Consider the following 18,606-nt stretch of genomic DNA (forward strand, 5'->3'; position numbering starts at 1 on the left):
GATGGACGAGGGGCGCAGTTTAACCGAGGGCACATGGGTGTCATCAGTGCGGCTTATCAACTAACCGGCGCTCACACGACCCGGCTATGCTGAGCGAGTTGATTCATCTCGCGAGGCATCCTGCATGAGCACTACCGAGTCCGTTCTCGACACCTTCACCGGCTGGGCTGCCACAGCGGCCGGCGCGCCCCTGCAACGTCATACGTTCACGCCAGGGCCGCTGGGTGCCGAAGAGGTCGAAATTGCCGTGGAATACTGCGGCATCTGCCACTCCGACCAGTCAATGATCGACAACGAATGGGGCAACGCGCGCTATCCGTTCGTGCCGGGCCACGAAGCGGTCGGCACCATCGTCCGCCTGGGCGAGCAAGCCCGTGGCCTCAAGCTTGGCCAACGTGTCGGCATTGGCTGGTACAAGGGCAGTTGCATGCACTGCAGTTCGTGCATGGAGGGCTCGCACCAGTTGTGCGGCACCGTGAAGCCCACCATCGTTGGCAGCAACGGCGGTTTTGCCGATCGCCTGCGCGCGCATTGGGCCTGGGCCATCGCCCTGCCGGAAGGCCTCGATCCGGGCCTGGTTGGCCCACTGTTCTGCGCGGGTTCCACGGTGTTCAGCCCGCTGCTGGAGTTCGGCGTCAAACCCACCGACCGCGTCGGCGTGGTCGGCATCGGCGGCCTGGGCCACCTGGCGCTGCGCTTCCTCAATGCCTGGGGCTGCGACGTCACCGCCTTCACCTCTTCGCTGAGCAAGCAGGACGAAGCCAAGCGCCTGGGTGCACACAAGGTGGTCGCCTCCACCGACAGCGCGGCGATGAAGGCGATTGCCGGCAGCCTCGACTTCCTGTTGGTGACAGCCAGTGCCGACCTGGACTGGAACGCCCTGCTCGGCACCCTGAACAGCAAGGGCCGCCTGCACTTCGTCGGCATCGTGCCCAGCGCGATCCCGGTGCACGTGTTCAGCCTGATTCCCAAGCAGAAGAGCCTGTCAGGCTCGCCCGTGGGCTCGCCGGCCTCCATGAAGACCATGCTGGAGTTCTGCGCCCGCCATCAGATCGTGCCACAGGTCGAGCACTTCCCCATGAGCGAGGTCAACGCCGCGATCGACCACCTGCGTGCCGGCAAGGCGCGTTATCGCGTGGTGCTCGACGCCAGCCAGTAACGACAAAGGGCGGATCATCGAGATGATCCGCCCTTCGTTCGCCAGCCATGACGTCTGCCATGCCTTATCGGATCGAAACCCCGCACACCACGGACCTGCCTCGACTGCTCGAAGTATGGGAAGCGGCGGTGCGCGCCAGCCATGACGTTCTCGATGAGCACGATATCCAGGTGCTCAAGCCCCTGTTGATCAGCCACTACTTAGCGCCCTTGCAGCTCACCTGCATACGCGCCGCTGACGGCCAGGTCAGTGGCTTTCTCGGCTATGCCGCGGGCAAGGTCGAACTGCTCTTCGTCGACCCTGCAGAACAGGGCCGGGGTATCGGCAAGGCGCTGCTGGAAGACGCCATCAGCCGCCTGGGAGCGGCGCAGGTCGATGTCCACGAGCAGAATCCCCGGGCCCTGCAGTTCTACTCGAGCCTGGGGTTCAGGGTCGAGCGCCGCTCACCGCTGGAGAGTGGTGGGCGCCCCTTGCCGATCCTGCACCTGCTCCTGATCCGTTGACGCACCAGCCTGCTCAGCCGCAGCTCGTGTGGGCAGTTGCTTGAGGTAACGCGACAGCCATACCTCGAACGCCACAACCACCAACAGGGCCAATACCTGCAGCAACAGCGCCAGGTAGAGCGGCTTGAATACCGCCGCTACCTGCTGCTTGAGCAGCGCCAACAGATAGTCCGCCTGGAATAGCTGGGTAATGCGCGCATCTAGCACGCCACCGATGACGTTCTTGTCGAGCTTGCTGTACTGCGCGGCCTTGTCCACCAGCATCTTGCCCACAGCCTCGGTCAGGATGCTCGCGCGCAAGCGCTCGACCAATTGCAGCGCAACGCGCTCGGGCAGAGACGCCCCTTCGCGGCTCAGCGGCTCCAGCAGGCGCTGGGCCTGGAGAAAGTCGACGATCAACCGATTGACTACGGCCTGTACCGTCGTCGCGTCCGCGGCTTGCTGCAGCTCTTGCAGATTCTGTGCGGCGAGATAGGCCTGGAAATCGCCCCAGACATCGTCGGCCATTTCCTGCACCACCGGCGCGTAGGCATCGAGGTGACGGTTGATCTGCTGGTGGCTGCCATACAGCATGCCCCCCTGGAAGCCGAAGAACCCGCCGGCCAGCGGCAGCGCCAGGAAATACAGTTTGAGCAGCAGGTGGTGCCAGCGTTTTCGCCGGGCCAGCCAGCCACGGCGCTGCAGCTGCAACGCCAAAACCAGCCCAAGCACGGCGCCCAAAAGCACCCCGAGCGAGGCATAGCCGAACAGGGCAAACAGGCTGAAGGGTTCCCACAACGCCTTGAGCAGTTCCTGAGCCTGGTCCATGGGCGTAACGCTCCTGTCATCGATTAAGGTCGCCTAGCCTAAAACAGGCCGGCGCATTGTGCTGAGTTGGCAGGGCAGGCTGTGCGCGAGGCCACAGATGGCCTCGCGCATGCCATCAACGGAAGGGTGGCTCGTCGAAGCTGCGCAGCTTGCGCGAGTGCAGCGCGTTGAGCTGGCAACGCAGCAGATCCAGCGCGGCAATGCCGATATGCAGGTGCTGGGTTACCGCACGCTCGTAGAAGGCTCCCGCCGCGCCGGGCAGCTTGATCTCGCTGTGCAGCGGTTTGTCCGACACGCACAGCAAGGTCCCGTAGGGCACCCGCAGGCGATAACCCTGGGCGGCGATGGTGCCGCTCTCCATATCCACCGCCACCGCACGGGACAAGTTGATCAGCGGTCGCTCCTGAGCCCAGCGCAGCTCCCAGTTGCGGTCGTCGTAGGTCAGTACGGTGCCGGTGCGCAGGCGCTTCTTCAACGCTTCGCCACGCTCGCCGGTGATCTGCGCGGCCGCTTCCTGCAAGGCCTGCTGCACTTCGGCCAGGGCGGGGATCGGGATGTGCGGCGGCAGGACCCGATCAAGGATGCCATCCCGGCGCATGTAGGCATGGGCCAGCACGTAGTCACCGATGGTCTGCGACTGCCGCAGGCCGCCACAGTGGCCGATCATCAGCCAGCAATGCGGACGCAGCACCGCCAGGTGATCGGTGATGTTCTTGGCGTTGGACGGGCCTACCCCGATGTTGACCAGGGTAATACCGTGACCATCGTTGGCGATCAGGTGATAGGCCGGCATCTGGTAACGGTGCCAGACCACCGCATCGGCCACGGCCTGGGCGTCTTCCTCGGTTGCGTCACGCTCGATGATCACGTTGCCCGGCAGCACCATGCGTACGAAGCGCGGGTCTTCGCGCAGGCGCGTCAGTCCGTGGCGGATGAACTGGTCAACATAGCGGTGGTAGTTGGTCAGCAGAATCCACGGCTGTACATGACGCCAGTCGCTACCGGTGTAGTGCTGCAAACGCTTGAGCGAGAAATCCACCCGCGCGGCATCAAACAGGGCCAACGGCAGCGGGTCGATGTTCTCCCAATCATACAGGCCATCGGCCGTGCCATCGGTGGCGGCGGACAGGTCGGTACTGGGGAACACGCGCGCCAGTGCAGCAGCGGTCACTCCCGAGCCCGCCAGCTCGTCGCCCTGCTCGACGACATAGGGATAGGGAATGTTCTGCTCGCTGATGCCGGTTTCCACGGTGACGGTGAAGTCATTCATCAAGGGGCGCAGTTGATCGAGCAGGTAACCCCGGAACGCGTCCGGCTGCGTTACCGTGACGCTGTAGGTGCCAGGCACCTGAACCTTGGCATAGGCCCGCGTGGTGCTCGGCACCTCGTCACCCTGGCACAGGTAGGTCAGGCGCAATTCGGGATAACGGAACAGCGCGCGCTCCGCCGCAGTAGGCGCTACCCGCTCCTTGAGGTAACGCTTGAGTGCCTGGCTCAGCGCGCCGCTGGCCTGGCGATGCAAGGCAGCAAGGCGGTCGACGGCCTCCTCCGGGGTGTTGGCGATCTCGAATGACGTCTCGGCAATGAAACCCATAACAGCTTCCTGGCTCTGGAAAGTACCCGGCTATCTTGCTCCCTCGCCCCCGGCTAGGCCAGCCATCGGCTGCAATTGACCCGTCCCGGCATGGGCCATACACTGCGCGCCCTTTGATTCCGTGCCGCTGCTCATGCTTGCCTATCGCGCCCATCCTGTTCCCGTGCAATCCACCTCCGGTGGTGTACGTCGGTGGCCGGCAGATACCCAGCTCAAGCGTCGGCGCAGTGTGCTGTTCGCCTTCACTTTCTCGCCTCCTGCCTGATCGCGCGCCGTCGCTTCTGACGGCTGCCAGCCTTTCCTGCATCCCTCTCGGCTCCCAGGCCAAACGGATGCTCGCGCGATTTATCAGCCCGCCACCGGGCAGGAGTTTTTCATGAACAGATGGTTGTTCGGCGTTCTGATCTTTGCCGTTTCCGTGATCGGCCTGAGCATGGGTACTACCCTGCCACTGGTCGCCCTGCGCCTGCACGAAGCCGGCGCCTCATCCCTGGAAATCGGCGTGATCTCGGCCTTGCCGGCCGCCGGGATGATCCTTTCGGCATTTCTGGTCACCCCGCTCTCTCGCCGCTTCAGTGGGCGAACCTTGTACCTGGCCTGTTTCGCCCTGTGTGCCGTAAGCGTGGCCGCCCTGCAACTGCCCACCGACTCGCTCACGGTTCTCAGCCTGGCACGCCTGATACTCGGGGTCGCCATGGGCGTCGCCGTGATTCTTGGCGAGTCCTGGGTCAATGAACTGTGCGACGAGCGCAAGCGTGGGCAGGTCGTTGCCCTGTACGCCGCCTGCTTCACCGGCTTCCAGCTGCTCGGCCCCGCGCTCATTGGCCTGCTCGGCGCAGCCAGTCCATGGCCCGCTCTGTTGGTATCCGCTGCCAATCTGCTGGCGCTGGCAGCCATCTGGCAAAGCCTGCCGGAACAACTGAGCGAACACGATGCGCACAGCAGTACAGGCTTTTCCGTCATTGGCTTCATCCGTGTGGCGCCAGCACTGTGCACTGGCGTGCTGTTCTTCGCCTTCTTCGATAGCGTGGTGTTGTCGCTGTTCCCCGTCTACGCCAGCGGCCACGGTTATGCGGTCGGTATCGCCGCCTTCATGGTGACCATCATTCTGCTCGGCGACATGCTGTTCCAGGTGCCCCTTGGCTGGTTGTCCGATCGCTGGGTACGCACCCGCCTGCACCTGTGCTGTGGCTTATTGGCCGTGGGGATTGGCGGTGCGCTGCCCTGGTTGATCCAGGTGCCACTGCTGCTGTGGCCCGCGCTGGTCGTACTGGGTGCTGTGGCAGGTGGCGTCTATACCTTGGCGCTGGTGCTGATCGGTGAGCGCTTCAGCGGTCAGGAACTGGTCACGGCCAACGCCAGCGTGGGCTTGCTGTGGGGGGTGGGCAGCCTGGTCGGCCCCCTTTCCAGCGGCCTGCTCATGGACCTCGGCCCGAACGGCCTGCCATTGGCCCTGAGCCTGGCTGCCGCCCTGTTCGTCACCACAGCCGTGGTCAGTGGGCTGCGCACGCGCAGCACCTGCGTCGCCTAGTTCGAACTCGACACGTATCGGGTGTGGTGCGGCTCACGCATCACACCATGACGCTGATGCCCCCGGCACCACCCAACTCCGCAGCGACCGCCTCGCAGTCTCGCAGTTGCTTTTCGATTTCCTTTATCTGCTTATCAGACTCCTCGTCACGGGTCTGTGAAGCTCGAGCCAGAGCCAGCAGCGCCTTGAGCTCACTGACTGCCTTGCGAATCAGCTCGGCATCGGCACGTTTCTGATCACTGTCGGCATTACCCACCTGCAAAGAGCGTGTCGAGTCACGCTCATCGAGCGGCTTATCAGCCTTTTCGTCTGCACTGGCTGGCGAGGAAGTAGCGGCATCGGTTACTGCCACATCTTCGCTCCCCGCTCCGCTCTTACCTTCACTTTCGTCCGAAGCAACCTCACTCTCGCTGACCGCGACAGGCGCTACAGTAGCAGCCTCCGCTACGGCCCCTACACCTGCATCACCGGCATCACCGGCATCAGCCCCCATATCAGCAGGCATTTCAGTCGTCACACTGGCGGCAGAAACACTGCCAGACGAGCTCGATGCCGTACCGCCACCCTCCTTGAGCACGGCGGCCGCCTGTCCCAGCTCACGTGCCAGCTGCGCTATCTCACGCAACAGCCCCTTGGGTGCCATAGCGCCCAGAGACGCCACCAGCATTTTCAACTGTTTGATACGCTGACGCAGTTGCTCGATGCGCTCCCGAGCCTGCTGCTTGCGGGTTTCTGCCGCCTGCTGACTTTGCGCACTCAGGGTGCCGATGGACTTGCGCATGGCTCCGAGACGCTCGCGCATCGCATCACTGAAACTCACCTGAACGCCCGCTGCCTCCTCTTGCGCCGGTTGTTCATTCGCCACAACGGACGGTTCATCGCCACGCGCCTGACGAACAGCACGCGACTGAATGGATGAAGGTGTATTGCTGGAGATCGGACTGGACATGCTGAAAACCTGAAAGACCTGCTAATCTATCGGCCACCTAGGTAGATAGTTGAGGTTGGTCAGTCCATCAGTTTTAGTGCAACAGGAACGCGCACGGCATCGCATCTGAATCCGCATCAAGTAGATGAGTAGCACTTACGGGTTTATAAGGCATTGCTCATCCCCGCTGGCACGGGGATGACCGGCGGACATGTCATCATCGGCTTGGGCCCAGAGGTATTCCCCGCATATGCGGGGATGAACCACACCTAGGCACTGCTGCCAAGCATATGGAACAGCGAAGCCCAAGAAAGGACTTTGGATGGCTAAGGAATCGGCACCACCGCCATGGTCACCGTGGCCTTGCTGAACAGGTACTTCTCGCCGCCCTCCAGACTGAATACCTCGGCCTCGACCACGCTGACCTGACGCCCAGCCTTGAGTACCTCGGCCCGGCACAGCAAGCACTGGCCACGTGCCGGGCGCAACAGGTTGAGCTTGAACTCCAGGGTCAGCACGGTCTGCCCCTCCGCTACCAGCGTTGCGGCAGCAGCGCCGGCGCTGTGGTCGGCCAGGGTGGCCTGCACCCCGGCGTGGATGAAGCCGTTCTGCTGCAAGTGACGCGGCTGGATGTCCAGCTCGGCTTCAACCCAACCGGGGCCACAGTCGGTGGCGCGGATGCCGAGATCACCGATGAAGTTGGCGGCGGTGAAGCCGGTTTCGACCAGTTCACGATAACGTGGGTGCGGGGTCATAGGAGCGCTCCAATCAGGCCAGATGAGGCGTGCTGCGAGCCACCAGCGCCTCGGCATCGGCGCCTCGCGGCAAGGTGCCATACACGCGTCCGCCGTCGCCCAGGCGGCTGTTGATGAAGGCGTCGGATACCAGCGCGTTGCCGCCCTCGAGCAGCAATTTGGCCTGCAAGGTCACGGCCACTTCCTCGGTGAGCTGACGAGCACGGTACTGGATGTCGCCAGTGTCGGCGAAGGCCTGCTTGAGCTTGCCGATCTGCGCCTTCAGACGCGCATCGCCATGGCCGTCGCCCAGTTCGGTGAACAGCGCGTCGAGCACGCCCGGCTCCTTGGACAGGGCACGCAACACATCCAGGCACTGCACGTTGCCGGAGCCTTCCCAGGTCGAGTTGACCGGTGCTTCGCGGTACAGGCGCGGCAGGATGGTGTCTTCGACATAACCGGCACCGCCCATGCACTCGGCAGCCTCGTTGATCATGGCCGGGGCACGTTTGCAGATCCAGTACTTGCCCACGGCGGTGACCAGGCGCGCGAACTTGTCTTCCTGCTCGTCATGGGCATTGTCCAGCGCCTTGCCCATGCGCAGGGTCAGGGCCAGCGCAGCCTCGCTTTCCAGAGCCAGATCAGCCAGCACGTTCTGCATCAGCGGCTGCTCGGCCAGCACGCGGCCACCCACCTTGCGATAGGCGCAGTGGTGCGCAGCTTGGGTCAGCGCTTGGCGCATCAGCGAGCTGGAGCCGATCATGCAGTCGAAGCGGGTCAACGACACCATTTCGATGATGGTCGGCACGCCACGGCCTTCCTCGCCGACCATCCAGGCCAGCGCACCGCGGTACTCGACTTCGCTGGAGGCGTTGGCCCAGTTGCCCAGCTTGTTCTTCAGGCGTTGGATGTAGAACTCGTTGCGGCTGCCGTCTGGACGATGGCGCGGCAGCAGGAAGCAACTCAGGCCTTTGTCGGTGTAGGCCAGGGTGAGGAAGGCATCGCACATCGGCGCCGAGCAGAACCATTTGTGGCCGACCAGTTCGTAGGCCTGGCCCGGCCCGGGAATCCCGATCGGGTGGGCCTTGGTGGTATTGGCGCGTACATCGGTGCCGCCCTGCTTCTCGGTCATGGCCATGCCGATGGTCACGCCGGCTTTCTGGCTGATCGGCACATTGCGCGGGTCGTATTCGGTGGCGAGGATCTTCGGCAGCCATATCTCGGCGATTTCCGGCTGCAGCTTGAGCGCCGGCACGCTGGCATAGGTCATGGTCAGCGGGCAGGCGTTGCCGGCCTCGGCCTGGTTGTGCAGGTAGTTGAGCGAGGCACGCGCCACCTGGGCACCCGCACGCGGGTCGGTCCAGGGCAGCGAGGGAATGCCATGCTCGATGGCCGTACGCATCAGCTCGTGATAGGCCGGGTGGAACTCGACCAGGTCCTGACGGTGGCCGTAACGGTCATGGCTCTTGAACACCGGTTTGTTTTCGTTGGCGAGAAAGCCCGCCGCCATCAGCGGTCCGCCAGCCAGCGCACCGTAGGTGTCGAGACGCTGCTCGGCCCATCCGCCGCCGAAATAACGGGTCCACTCCTGCAGGGGCAGGTCGACGCGGTACAGGTTGGCACCATCCAGCGAGGGCACCTGGTTGAACACTTCATGGGTTTCGGCAGGGGACACGGCAGACATTTCAGGACTCCGGGGCGCCAACGGCGCGCAGACAGAAGGTGATCAGGGTCTGGTTGACGGTGGCGAAATCCACCTGGGTATGACCGGCCTCGCGGGCCGCACGCGCCGGGGGCGACAGCGGACCGACCAGCGCTTCGGCAATCGCACCGACCAGGCAGGCTGCAGCCAGCCCGACCTGATCGATACGGAAATCGCCCGTACCGATGCCCTCGTTCAGCAGGTCGCTGAACAGCTCGGCATAGGCTTCACGAAACAGCAGACGTTGCTCGTCGACTTCGGCATCGACCGGCTCGGCAATCAAGGCAAAGGCCAGGCGACGGCTATGCCAGGCACGCGCAGCGAACTGCTCGAGCCCTGCCGCCAGCCGCTCGACCGGCGTGCCTGGACCGCGCAGCACCTCGGCCAGCACATCGATTTCGATCCGGCAGGCCGCGCTGAATACCTCGGCGGCCAACTCGCCCTTGCCACTGAAGTGGCGATACAGGCTGCCCGTGGCGATACCGGCATCTTCGGCCAGTGCTTGCATGGTCAAGGCAGAAAAACCGCCGTCGCTGACCCGCGCCAGGGCACAGTCGAGAATGCGCTCGCGCAGTTGCTGATCGCGATCAAGGCGTTCGCTGGAGGCTCGATAAGCCAAGAGCTGAATCTCCGTTCATGAATTCGAATTCAGTGAACCACGATTCAGACTTTGGCGGAAGACGAGATATCGGCCAAATCTGCCGGCACAATCGTCGCTAGAACAACAGGGTTATTCGGGCTGAGCGGCCACCGGTTGGCACAGCACCCAGTCATGCAGCAGCGCTTGCAGCTCGATGAACTTGACCGGCTTGGCCATGTAATCGCTCATGCCCGCAGCCAGACATCGCTCACGGTCGCCACTGTGGCTGTGGGCGGTAATGGCCAGCACCGGCAGCTCGGCACAGCCTGGCAATGCCCGCAGCGCCCGGCAAGTGGCAAAGCCGTCCATCACAGGCATCTGGCAATCCAGCAACACGGCATCCACGGCCTCGGCGCGCAGTCGATCCAGGGCTTCGGCTCCGTTGTCAGCGGTGCGCACGCGGTAACCGAGCTTGAGCAACATGCCGCGCGTAACCAGTTGGTTGATCGCGTTGTCCTCGACCACCAATACCGTGCATTGCTCCGGGCGGCGCTGCGGATAACCGCCAAAGCGCCGGCCTGGCGATTCGACGCTCGCAGACTGCACCGGCAGGTCGAGTTGCAGGGTCAGTTCGAACGTACTGCCCTGCCCCGGCACCGACTGGTGGCGCAGGGTACCGCCCAGCAAGTCGACCAGTTGCCGGCAGACCGCCAGCCCCACACCCAGGCCGCCATACTGGCGGGTCATCGAGCTGTCCAGTTGCTTGAAGCGCTGATAGAGGTTGTCTTCTACCGCGGCGCTGAAACCAATGCCGCTATCCGTCACTTCGATGCGCAAGGGCATGGTCGATGTCAGGGGGCCCGCGGCGGTAACCCGCACATAGACACTGCCCCGATGGGTGAACTTGATGGCATTGTCGAGCAGGTAACTCACGCACTGCGTCAGCTTGCCGGCATCCCCTTCGAGCGTATCGGGCAGGCTGTTCTCGAGGTCGATGGAGAACTGCAAACCCTTCTCCAGGGCCAGAGGCGAATACTGCGCACGCAGCCCATCGAACAAGCCACGCAAACTGAAAGGCTCGCGGCGCGGATACAACTTACCGGCCTGCAGCTCGGTCAACACCAGGATGTCATTGACCATGTGCATCATGTCGCGCGCCGAACGAGCAGCCGTCTTCTGATACTGCTCCAGCTCGACGTCGAGCTTGACCGTCTGCATCAGCTCCAGCGAACCGATCACACCATTCATCGGCGTGCGCAACTCATGGGTCACGGTGGCGAGGAATTCGTCCTTCAACCGATTACTGGTCGCCAGCTCACGGTTGAGGTTTTCCAGCTCGCACCCAGACTCTTCGAGAATCCGCGTGCGCTCTTCCTTCATCGCATTGATGCGATCGGCCAGGGCCAGCGACAGCAGGCAGACCTCCAGTGCAGAGCCAATCTGGCTGGCGTACATGGTCAGGAATAGATTGGGCAGGTAGCCGAGCACCATCAGCGTATTGACGGCCCCGCCGATGAGAAAGGCAGTCCAGGCGATGATGAAGTAGCGCGCGACCCGCATACCCCGCAGCCAGGCCAGGATGCCGGCACTGAAAATCAGCACGATGAATACCAGCGCCAGGTAGGTCGCCAGGCGCAACGCCAGGGCATAGCTGGCCGCCAGTGCCGCAACCATCACCAGAACGCCGCAGCCCATCATCAGCAATAACGCGCGATCGACGTAGGGACTGTGCTCCCCCGTATGCAGAAAACTACGAGCAAACTTACAGCCGAACAGCACCGACGAACCGACCAGGAACGGAATGGCAGCATTCGCCCACCAGGGATTGTTCGGCCAGAGGAACTCAACGGCGATGCCGTTCACCGATAACTGATAAAGACCGAACGAGGCGATATACAGGATGTAATAGAGGTAGCTGGTATCGCGAACGCTGAGGAAGATAAACAGGTTGTAGACCAACATCCCCAGCAACACACCGTAGATGATGCCCAGCACATAGATACGCATGGGCTGGTGCTCGACGAATGCCTTGTGCGACCACAGGGTCAACGGCGCCTGAACCGAGCCTTCGCTGGCTACCCTCAGGTAGATGCGCTGGTTCTCATGGGCTGGCAGGGTTACGTCGAACAGGTAGTTGTGCTGCCTGATCTGCCGGCTGTCGAAGGGCAGCCGGTCTCCCGTGCGCTGCGCCAGCCGGTATCCCCCGACGGCGTCTGGCAGGTAAAGCTCGAGGTGATCGAGCGGTGGGTAGGCCAGTTCAAGGTACCAGGGACGCGCCCCGCCACTCTCGCGGGGGCTGTACTGCAAATCGATACGTAACCAGAACACCGAGTGCGAATAGCCCGCATTCAGGACCTGATTGTGGTGCTGGCGAAAACTGCCCTGCAGCGCCGGCGAGGCGATATCCGTGATGGTGGCATCACCCCGCACATCTTCGAAGGCATACATCAGCGGTCCAAGCGGCAGTCTGTCGAGGTGCTCGTCAAACTCGACCGCACTCGCCAGCAGCGCCTGAAGGCATAGAAGGATGAATAGACCGTAACGCATGCCGCCCCACTGAGACCCGGCCGGCACTTCCCCAGTAAGCCGGACCCGATTACGCATTCGCCACCACGGCGAATTCACGCAGGACATCCAGTTCCAGGGAGTTCAAGGCACGCCAGCATCGTTTATTGGTTTTTGCCACTCTAGGTGCTGTTGAGGCTTGATCGCAAGTAACGCAACCGGGTTTATCCAAACAGCCCTCAAACCGCTACGTATTCCTCACCCTCGGGACCCTGTTCCGGGCATCTGCAAAGACGGCGAGCATACGGCCTGGCGCAGTGCATCGGGTTTGGGCCGCCAGGCAGCAAGTGGTAAGCTCGCCGCCCATGAACAGACACAACTCCCGTCCCGTTGTCCTCTGCCTTTCCGGTCACGACCCAAGTGGTGGTGCCGGCCTGCAGGCGGACATCGAAGCCCTGCTCGCCCAGGGTTGTCACGCTGCCCCCACCGTCACCGCGCTGACCGTGCAGGACAGCGTCAACGTCCAAGATTTTCGCGTACTCGACCGCGAGTGGGTGCTGGCCCAAGCCCACGCGGTGATCGCCGATCTACCGGTGGCTGCCGTCAAGCTGGGCATGCTCGGCTCGATGCAAATGGTCGATACCGTATTGGAGATCATGCAGCGCCTGCCGGGCATCCCGCTGGTTTGCGACCCGGTCCTGCGCGCCGGCGGTGGTGGCTCGCTGGGCAAGGAAGACGTTGGCTACGCCATGCGCGAGCGCCTGCTGCCGATCGCCGCCATCGCCACGCCGAACCTGCCGGAAGCACGCATCCTCGCCGAGCTGCCTGAAGGCACTGCGGACGAGTGCGCCGCAGTCTTGCTGCCGAAGATCCAGCACCTGCTGATCACCGGTGGCCATGGCGACGAGAGTGACGTGCACAACCGTCTGTATTCCCGTGATGGCAGCCGCCACACCTTCACCTGCCCGCGCCTGCCTGGCAGTTACCACGGTTCGGGTTGCACCCTGGCCAGCACCCTCGCCGGTCGCCTGGCCCTGGGCGAAGAGATTGTCAGCGCGACGCGCACGGCACTGGACTACACCTGGCGCACCCTGCGTGATGCCGAACAACCGGGGCGGGGCCAGTTCATCCCCCGCCGCCTGCCCCTGGACTTCTCGCTATGAAGCGCTGCTCATGAGCCGTGTCCTGCGTGGCCTGTATGCCATCACCGACAGCCACCTGCTGGCCGACGGCAAACTGCTGCCCTACACCGAGGCTGCCCTGAAAGGTGGCGCGCGCCTGCTGCAATACCGCGACAAGTCCGGCGACACCGCCGTACGCCTGCGCCAGGCCGAGGCATTGCGCGACCTGTGCGCCCGCCATGGCGCCGACCTGATCATCAATGATGACGCCGAGTTGGCCGCACGCCTGGGCGTTGGACTGCATCTGGGCCAGGATGACGGCTCGCTGGCCGCCGCCCGTGCACTGCTCGGCCCGCAGGCAATCATTGGCGCCACCTGCCATGCCAGCCTCGAACTGGCCGAGCAGGCCATCGGCGAGGGCGCCAGCTACGTCGCCTTTGGCCGCTTCTTCGACTCCCAGACCAAACCCGGCGCGCCCGCCGCCGGCCTTGAACTACTAAGCCACGCGCAGCGCCTGCAGGTACCGGTCACCGCCATTGGCGGCATCACCCTGGAGCGCGCACCCAGCCTGATCGCCAGCGGCACCAGCCTGGTCGCCGTCATCCATGCCCTGTTCAGCGCGCCGTCCGCCGCCGAGGTGGAGCAACGCGCCCGCGCATTCAGCGCGCTATTTGCCACTGTCTAATTCGCTTACGAGAGTCCTGCCATGTCCCGCTCAGAAAACCTCTTCAACAGTGCCCAGAAACACATTCCCGGCGGCGTAAACTCGCCCGTGCGCGCCTTCAAGAGCGTCGGCGGCACGCCCCTGTTCTTCAAGCATGCGGTCGGCGCCTATGTCACTGACGAGGATGACAAGCGCTACGTGGACTATGTCGGCTCCTGGGGTCCGATGATTCTTGGCCATAGCCACCCCGAGGTTCTCGACGCTGTGCGCAAGCAATTGGAGCACGGCTTGTCCTACGGCGCGCCGACCGCGCTGGAAGTGGAGATGGCCGACCTGGTATGCAGCCTCGTGCCGTCGATGGAAATGGTGCGCATGGTCAGCTCCGGCACCGAGGCGACCATGAGTGCGATCCGCCTGGCCCGTGGCTACACCGGCCGCGACGCCATCATCAAGTTCGAAGGTTGTTACCACGGTCACTCCGACAGCCTGCTGGTAAAAGCCGGTTCCGGCCTGCTGACCCAGGGCGTGCCGAGCTCGGCTGGTGTGCCGGCGGACTTCGCCAAACACACCCTGACCCTGCCGTTCAACGACATCGAAGCAGTCAAAAAGCAACTCGATGAAATCGGCCAGGACGTGGCGTGCATCATCGTCGAACCCGTGGCTGGCAACATGAACTGCGTCCCCCCCGCCCCCGGCTTCCTCGAAGGCCTGCGCGAAGCGTGCGACAAGCACGGCGTGGTCCTGATCTTCGATGAAGTGATGACTGGCTTCCGTGTTGCCCTCGGCGGCGCACAGACTCACTACGGCGTGACACCCGACCTGAGCACGTTCGGCAAGATCATTGGCGGGGGCATGCCGGTCGGCTGCTTCGGCGGCAAACGCGCGATCATGGAGCGCATCGCCCCGCTTGGCCCGGTCTACCAGGCTGGCACCTTGTCCGGCAACCCGCTGGCCATGGCCGCCGGCCTGACCACCCTGCGCCTGATCAGCCGCCCCGGCTTCCACGCCGAGCTGAGCGACTACACCAGCCGCCTGCTGCAAGGCCTGCAAGAGCGTGCCGATGCGGCCGGCATTCCGTTCGTCACCACCCAGGCCGGCGGCATGTTCGGCCTGTATTTCAGCGGCGCCGATGACATCGTCACCTTCGAAGACGTGATGGCCAGCGACGTGGAACGCTTCAAGCGCTTCTTCCACCTCATGCTCGATGGCGGCGTCTATCTAGCCCCGAGCGCATATGAAGCCGGGTTCACCTCCATCGCCCATGGCGATGCCGAACTGGCCCTGACCCTCGATGCCGCAGAGCGCGCCTTCGCCCAGATGAAGTAAGCCCGTGCACCGGTGGATGGTGCCAATTGGCGCCATCCACATTGCCGTGCACCGCCAGCACAATGGATAAATGCCGGTAAAGGCTTTGTAACAGTGCGCCAGCTTATCCATAATGCGCTAGCCGGCACGTTTCGCCGGCCGGGCAACTGCCCGCAGGTTTTCCGAGGCGCTGTGATTCCCATGAAATGCACCGGCCGCACCCTGTTCCTGGGCTGCCTGCTGCTTACCTCCCCCTTGCTGGCCGATACGGGCGGCAACTCCCTGCTGATCCCGGCAACCGGGCGCTGCGCGTTGAATACCGCCCCCGAAGACCTCCCCCAGGCGCTCGCCACCTGCAAGGACACTGCCCTGCAAGGCGATGCCGAAGCGCAGTACGAGCTGGGCGAGTTCTACTATGAAGGACAGCCGGGAGAGCCCCAGCCCGGAGAAACTCCGCCAGCCACTCGAGACCTGACACAGGCCCTGCACTGGTTCGAGCAGGCCTCCCTGCAAGGCAATGCCCAGGCTCAGCTACGGCTTGGCACCATGTTCTTCCGTGGTGAAGGCGTACCGGCCAACAACGTGCAGGCCTACATCGTGCTGAAGATGGCGGCGGTCAATGGCTCGGACGAAGCCATGGATAGCGCCGACCTGGTCGAGGGACAGATGAATCGGCAGGAGCTGGAGCTGGCCAGCCAGGTGCTTGGGCAGATCTTCCGCAGTTATCTGCTGGAGCTGCAGAACCTCAGCAGCGGCTCGCCGTTCATGCAGGCGCCCAGCCCTTAATCCAGGCTTATTTATCAGGCATCGGCATGGGGAATGGCATGATATTGCCGCCGCCCTTGGCCTCACTGATTTTCGGCGTACCCAGGCGCTCGACCTCATCGATGCGGATGATCGCGTGCATGGGTACGAAGCTGCGCACCACACCATCGAACTGCGCCTTGAGCTTTTCCTCGCTGGGGTCGACCACTACCTGGGTGCGCTCACCGAAGACGAACTCCTCCACCTCCAGAAAGCCCCACAGATCACTTTGATAAATCTGCTTGACATACATTTCGTACACCTGGCCTTGGTTGAGGAATATCACCTTGTAGATGGGTTCGCGCTTGCTCATGAGTAACGGCGGAGTCTGGAAAAATGGGCCGCGCAGGATAGCACAAGCACCCGCTCACAATGCCGCCTCCCAGCAGCCCGCTAAACTGCACAACCTTCCACCGGAAAGCCTCATGCGCTACTCATCAATCCCCGCGCTCATCGCCCTGATGCTGACGCTACCAGCGCTGGCCGACAGCGACGATTGCTCAGCAAGCGCGACAGCACGCCCCCTGGTCGATGCATTATTCGCCAAGGGCGACTACCAGGGCGCCATCGACCGCCTGCAACAGGCGCAGCAGCGGCAGGACGCCTGCACCCTCGAACAACTCGACGCCAACTGGTACTGGCTGCGCAGCGACCTTGCCCTGGCCTACCTCAAGGCCGGTCGCGAGCAGGACTGCCTTAACCTGCTCGATCCATTGGTCGGCAACCCGGGCAGCGCACGCAATGTCATGAACCTGGAAGACGGCGGGCGGGTCAGTCATGCCCTGGAAACCAATCAGCGCCTGTGCGAGGCCGCTCATGAAAAGCGCCTGGCCCACTACCGCCACACACCCTGCCCAGAGGTTGCCGGCAACGCCCTCGACAGCACCGCCGTCGCGCCGGGCCACTGCCTGGTGCTGCGACCAGCCTCCCACTCCGGGGCCTGCCCCAGCCTGGAGGAATGGCAAGACGGCAAACGCCTGCACACCCTGACACCACTCGGCGAGGAAGCACTCTCGCCGCTGCTGGACACCTCGCGCTGCTGCAGCGTGCAACAGCTGCGCCTGGCCGTGGAAGGCGAACAACGCAGCCTGCGCCTGCTCGGCCAAGGCCGTGACTGCTTCGGCGGTACCGCCCGCGACCATATCGACGCCCTTTACCGCTGGCAGGAGCAGACGTTGATACCGCTAAAGGACTATTCGCGCAGCCAATGAGCCACGCACCGGCGGTGGCACCGACACCGGCACACGCATATAATGCGCGGTCATTTTTTAACCACCCAGAAACGACCATGACCAAGAAGCTCTATATCGAAACCCACGGTTGCCAGATGAACGAGTACGACAGCTCGCGCATGGTCGACCTGCTGGGCGAGCATCAGGCCCTGGAAGTCACGCAGAACCCCGCAGAAGCCGACGTAATCCTGCTCAATACCTGCTCGATCCGCGAAAAAGCCCAGGACAAGGTTTTCTCCCAGCTGGGCCGCTGGCGCGAGCTGAAACTGGAAAATCCCAATCTGGTCATTGGTGTCGGCGGCTGCGTCGCCAGCCAGGAAGGCGCGGCAATCCGCGACCGCGCGCCCTATGTCGACGTGGTCTTCGGTCCGCAGACCTTGCACCGCTTGCCGGAAATGATCGATGCGGCGCGCAGCACCAAGACCGCGCAGGTGGATATTTCCTTCCCCGAGATCGAAAAGTTCGACCGCCTGCCCGAACCCCGTGTCGACGGCCCCAGCGCCTTCGTCTCGGTCATGGAAGGCTGCAGCAAGTACTGCACCTTCTGCGTGGTGCCCTACACCCGCGGCGAAGAAGTCAGCCGCCCATTGGATGATGTGCTGGCGGAAATCATCCACCTGGCCGAACACGGCGTGCGCGAAGTCACCCTGCTCGGGCAGAACGTCAACGGCTACCGCGGCGAAACCCGCGGCGGCGGCATCGCCGACTTCGCCGAGCTGCTGTACCTGGTGGCGGCCATCGATGGCATCGACCGCATCCGCTATACCACCAGCCACCCGCTGGAATTCTCCGACGCGCTGATCCAGGCCCACGCGGAAATCCCCGAGCTGGTCAAATACCTGCACCTGCCCGTGCAGTCCGGCTCCGACCGTGTCCTGGCCGGCATGAAGCGCAACCACACCGCCCTGGAATACAAGTCGCGCATCCGCAAGCTGAAGGCCGCCGTGCCGGATATCCTGATCAGCTCGGACTTCATCGTCGGCTTCCCCGGCGAGACCGAGAAGGATTTCGAGCAGACCATGAAGCTGGTGGAAGACGTCGGCTTCGACTTCTCCTACTCGTTTATCTACAGCTCGCGCCCGGGCACCCCGGCAGCCGACCTGGTCGACGACACCCCCGACGAGGTGAAGAAGCAACGTCTGTCGATCCTGCAAACGCGGATCAACCAGCAGGGCTTCGAAAACAGCCGACGCATGGCCGGCACCGTCCAGCGCATTCTGGTCAGCGATTACTCGAAAAAAGACCCGGGCATGCTCCAGGGCCGCACCGAGAGTAACCGCGTGGTCAACTTCCGCTGCGACAATCCAGGCCTGATCGGCCAATTCGTCGACGTTTTCATCGACGACGCGCTACCGCACTCGCTGCGCGGCTCGCTCATCGACTAATTACTCATGCGCCCGAACTTTCACCCTCGGGCGCGTGGGGTTATCCTTCGAC

The 18,606-nt window shown here is 63.4% G+C and carries 17 protein-coding genes; 9 read left to right on the top strand and 8 right to left on the bottom strand.

The annotated features are described in order from the left end of the window. The first annotated feature begins 124 nt into the window (after nucleotides 1-124). Nucleotides 125-1,159 (top strand): NADPH-dependent aldehyde reductase Ahr, encoded by a 1,035-nt coding sequence (gene ahr, locus ACWPW0_RS18985; protein WP_454256177.1) that lies wholly within the window; start codon nucleotides 125-127, stop codon nucleotides 1,157-1,159. Between the two features lie 59 nt (nucleotides 1,160-1,218). After that, complete coding sequence (locus ACWPW0_RS18990; RefSeq protein ID WP_454256178.1) at nucleotides 1,219-1,662, top strand: GNAT family N-acetyltransferase; 444 nt, start codon at nucleotides 1,219-1,221, stop codon at nucleotides 1,660-1,662. Here the strand turns inward: ACWPW0_RS18990 and ACWPW0_RS18995 are convergent. Beyond that, a complete protein-coding gene (locus ACWPW0_RS18995; RefSeq protein WP_454256179.1) occupies nucleotides 1,603-2,469 on the bottom strand; it encodes a hypothetical protein in 867 nt (288 codons plus the stop codon). The two genes, ACWPW0_RS18990 and ACWPW0_RS18995, sit on opposite strands and share 60 nt — an antisense overlap. Nucleotides 2,470-2,584: 115 nt before the next feature. Beyond that, the gene (gene amn / locus ACWPW0_RS19000; protein WP_447594042.1) at nucleotides 2,585-4,063 is read right to left on the bottom strand and encodes an AMP nucleosidase; all 1,479 of its coding nucleotides are present in this window, start codon (nucleotides 4,061-4,063) and stop codon (nucleotides 2,585-2,587) included. Between the two features lie 376 nt (nucleotides 4,064-4,439). On the opposite strand from amn, the gene ACWPW0_RS19005 reads away from it, so the two are divergent. Then, the gene (locus ACWPW0_RS19005) at nucleotides 4,440-5,594 is read left to right on the top strand and encodes an MFS transporter (RefSeq protein ID WP_454256180.1); all 1,155 of its coding nucleotides are present in this window, start codon (nucleotides 4,440-4,442) and stop codon (nucleotides 5,592-5,594) included. A 40-nt stretch (nucleotides 5,595-5,634) separates the two neighbouring features. Here the strand turns inward: ACWPW0_RS19005 and ACWPW0_RS19010 are convergent, their stop codons facing one another. From ACWPW0_RS19010 to ACWPW0_RS19030, 5 genes are all read right to left on the bottom strand, one after another. Next, entirely contained in the window at nucleotides 5,635-6,543 is a 909-nt protein-coding gene (locus ACWPW0_RS19010) for a hypothetical protein (RefSeq protein ID WP_454256181.1), read from the bottom strand. Nucleotides 6,544-6,848: 305 nt separating this feature from the next. Then, nucleotides 6,849-7,277 carry a PaaI family thioesterase gene (locus ACWPW0_RS19015; protein ID WP_454256182.1) on the bottom strand — a complete coding sequence of 143 codons (429 nt, stop codon included), beginning with the start codon at nucleotides 7,275-7,277 and terminating at the stop codon, nucleotides 6,849-6,851. Between the two features lie 13 nt (nucleotides 7,278-7,290). Beyond that, nucleotides 7,291-8,940 carry an acyl-CoA dehydrogenase family protein gene (locus ACWPW0_RS19020; protein ID WP_447594050.1) on the bottom strand — a complete coding sequence of 550 codons (1,650 nt, stop codon included), beginning with the start codon at nucleotides 8,938-8,940 and terminating at the stop codon, nucleotides 7,291-7,293. Between the two features lies 1 nt (nucleotide 8,941). Further along, nucleotides 8,942-9,577: a TetR/AcrR family transcriptional regulator gene (locus ACWPW0_RS19025; protein WP_447594052.1), complete on the bottom strand. Its 636-nt coding sequence runs from the start codon at nucleotides 9,575-9,577 to the stop codon at nucleotides 8,942-8,944. Nucleotides 9,578-9,688: 111 nt separating this feature from the next. Continuing rightward, nucleotides 9,689-12,085: a 7TM diverse intracellular signaling domain-containing protein gene (locus tag ACWPW0_RS19030; RefSeq protein ID WP_454256183.1), complete on the bottom strand. Its 2,397-nt coding sequence runs from the start codon at nucleotides 12,083-12,085 to the stop codon at nucleotides 9,689-9,691. A 323-nt stretch (nucleotides 12,086-12,408) separates the two neighbouring features. On the opposite strand from ACWPW0_RS19030, the gene ACWPW0_RS19035 reads away from it, so the two are divergent. From ACWPW0_RS19035 to ACWPW0_RS19050, 4 genes are all read left to right on the top strand, one after another. Continuing rightward, entirely contained in the window at nucleotides 12,409-13,206 is a 798-nt protein-coding gene (locus tag ACWPW0_RS19035) for a hydroxymethylpyrimidine/phosphomethylpyrimidine kinase (RefSeq protein WP_454256184.1), read from the top strand. A gap of 10 nt (nucleotides 13,207-13,216) precedes the next feature. Next, nucleotides 13,217-13,849: a thiamine phosphate synthase gene (thiE, locus tag ACWPW0_RS19040; protein WP_454256185.1), complete on the top strand. Its 633-nt coding sequence runs from the start codon at nucleotides 13,217-13,219 to the stop codon at nucleotides 13,847-13,849. A gap of 21 nt (nucleotides 13,850-13,870) precedes the next feature. After that, nucleotides 13,871-15,154: a glutamate-1-semialdehyde 2,1-aminomutase gene (gene hemL / locus ACWPW0_RS19045; RefSeq protein WP_454256186.1), complete on the top strand. Its 1,284-nt coding sequence runs from the start codon at nucleotides 13,871-13,873 to the stop codon at nucleotides 15,152-15,154. Between the two features lie 180 nt (nucleotides 15,155-15,334). Then, the gene (locus tag ACWPW0_RS19050; protein ID WP_447594062.1) at nucleotides 15,335-15,919 is read left to right on the top strand and encodes a tetratricopeptide repeat protein; all 585 of its coding nucleotides are present in this window, start codon (nucleotides 15,335-15,337) and stop codon (nucleotides 15,917-15,919) included. 7 nt (nucleotides 15,920-15,926) lie between these two features. On the opposite strand, the gene ACWPW0_RS19055 is transcribed toward ACWPW0_RS19050, so the two are convergent. Continuing rightward, the gene (locus tag ACWPW0_RS19055) at nucleotides 15,927-16,250 is read right to left on the bottom strand and encodes a DUF1820 family protein (protein ID WP_454256187.1); all 324 of its coding nucleotides are present in this window, start codon (nucleotides 16,248-16,250) and stop codon (nucleotides 15,927-15,929) included. Between the two features lie 112 nt (nucleotides 16,251-16,362). Here ACWPW0_RS19055 and ACWPW0_RS19060 point away from each other — a divergent pair, with 112 nt between their 5' ends. After that, nucleotides 16,363-17,148, top strand: a complete 786-nt coding sequence (locus ACWPW0_RS19060; RefSeq protein WP_454256188.1) for a hypothetical protein — start codon at nucleotides 16,363-16,365, stop codon at nucleotides 17,146-17,148. A 77-nt stretch (nucleotides 17,149-17,225) separates the two neighbouring features. Beyond that, on the top strand, nucleotides 17,226-18,554 hold the full coding sequence (gene miaB / locus ACWPW0_RS19065) for a tRNA (N6-isopentenyl adenosine(37)-C2)-methylthiotransferase MiaB (RefSeq protein ID WP_454256189.1): 1,329 nt from the start codon (nucleotides 17,226-17,228) through the stop codon (nucleotides 18,552-18,554). Nucleotides 18,555-18,606: the final 52 nt, after the last annotated feature.

It is taken from the genome of Pseudomonas sp. Marseille-Q8238 (genome assembly GCF_965111915.1).

What these genes read in the sequence shown, in the direction of transcription:
- ACWPW0_RS19035 (WP_454256184.1), top strand. Translation starts at nt 12,409, where the DNA reads ATGAACAGACACAACTCCCGTCCCGTTGTCCTCTGCCTTTCCGGTCAC.
- ACWPW0_RS19005 (WP_454256180.1), top strand. Translation starts at nt 4,440, where the DNA reads ATGAACAGATGGTTGTTCGGCGTTCTGATCTTTGCCGTTTCCGTGATC.
- miaB (WP_454256189.1), top strand. Translation starts at nt 17,226, where the DNA reads ATGACCAAGAAGCTCTATATCGAAACCCACGGTTGCCAGATGAACGAG.
- thiE (WP_454256185.1), top strand. Translation starts at nt 13,217, where the DNA reads ATGAGCCGTGTCCTGCGTGGCCTGTATGCCATCACCGACAGCCACCTG.
- ACWPW0_RS19060 (WP_454256188.1), top strand. Translation starts at nt 16,363, where the DNA reads ATGCGCTACTCATCAATCCCCGCGCTCATCGCCCTGATGCTGACGCTA.
- ahr (WP_454256177.1), top strand. Translation starts at nt 125, where the DNA reads ATGAGCACTACCGAGTCCGTTCTCGACACCTTCACCGGCTGGGCTGCC.
- ACWPW0_RS19010 (WP_454256181.1), bottom strand. Translation starts at nt 6,543, where the DNA reads ATGTCCAGTCCGATCTCCAGCAATACACCTTCATCCATTCAGTCGCGT.
- hemL (WP_454256186.1), top strand. Translation starts at nt 13,871, where the DNA reads ATGTCCCGCTCAGAAAACCTCTTCAACAGTGCCCAGAAACACATTCCC.
- ACWPW0_RS19020 (WP_447594050.1), bottom strand. Translation starts at nt 8,940, where the DNA reads ATGTCTGCCGTGTCCCCTGCCGAAACCCATGAAGTGTTCAACCAGGTG.
- ACWPW0_RS19030 (WP_454256183.1), bottom strand. Translation starts at nt 12,085, where the DNA reads ATGCGTTACGGTCTATTCATCCTTCTATGCCTTCAGGCGCTGCTGGCG.
- ACWPW0_RS19050 (WP_447594062.1), top strand. Translation starts at nt 15,335, where the DNA reads ATGAAATGCACCGGCCGCACCCTGTTCCTGGGCTGCCTGCTGCTTACC.
- ACWPW0_RS19055 (WP_454256187.1), bottom strand. Translation starts at nt 16,250, where the DNA reads ATGAGCAAGCGCGAACCCATCTACAAGGTGATATTCCTCAACCAAGGC.
- ACWPW0_RS19015 (WP_454256182.1), bottom strand. Translation starts at nt 7,277, where the DNA reads ATGACCCCGCACCCACGTTATCGTGAACTGGTCGAAACCGGCTTCACC.
- ACWPW0_RS18995 (WP_454256179.1), bottom strand. Translation starts at nt 2,469, where the DNA reads ATGGACCAGGCTCAGGAACTGCTCAAGGCGTTGTGGGAACCCTTCAGC.
- ACWPW0_RS18990 (WP_454256178.1), top strand. Translation starts at nt 1,219, where the DNA reads ATGCCTTATCGGATCGAAACCCCGCACACCACGGACCTGCCTCGACTG.
- amn (WP_447594042.1), bottom strand. Translation starts at nt 4,063, where the DNA reads ATGGGTTTCATTGCCGAGACGTCATTCGAGATCGCCAACACCCCGGAG.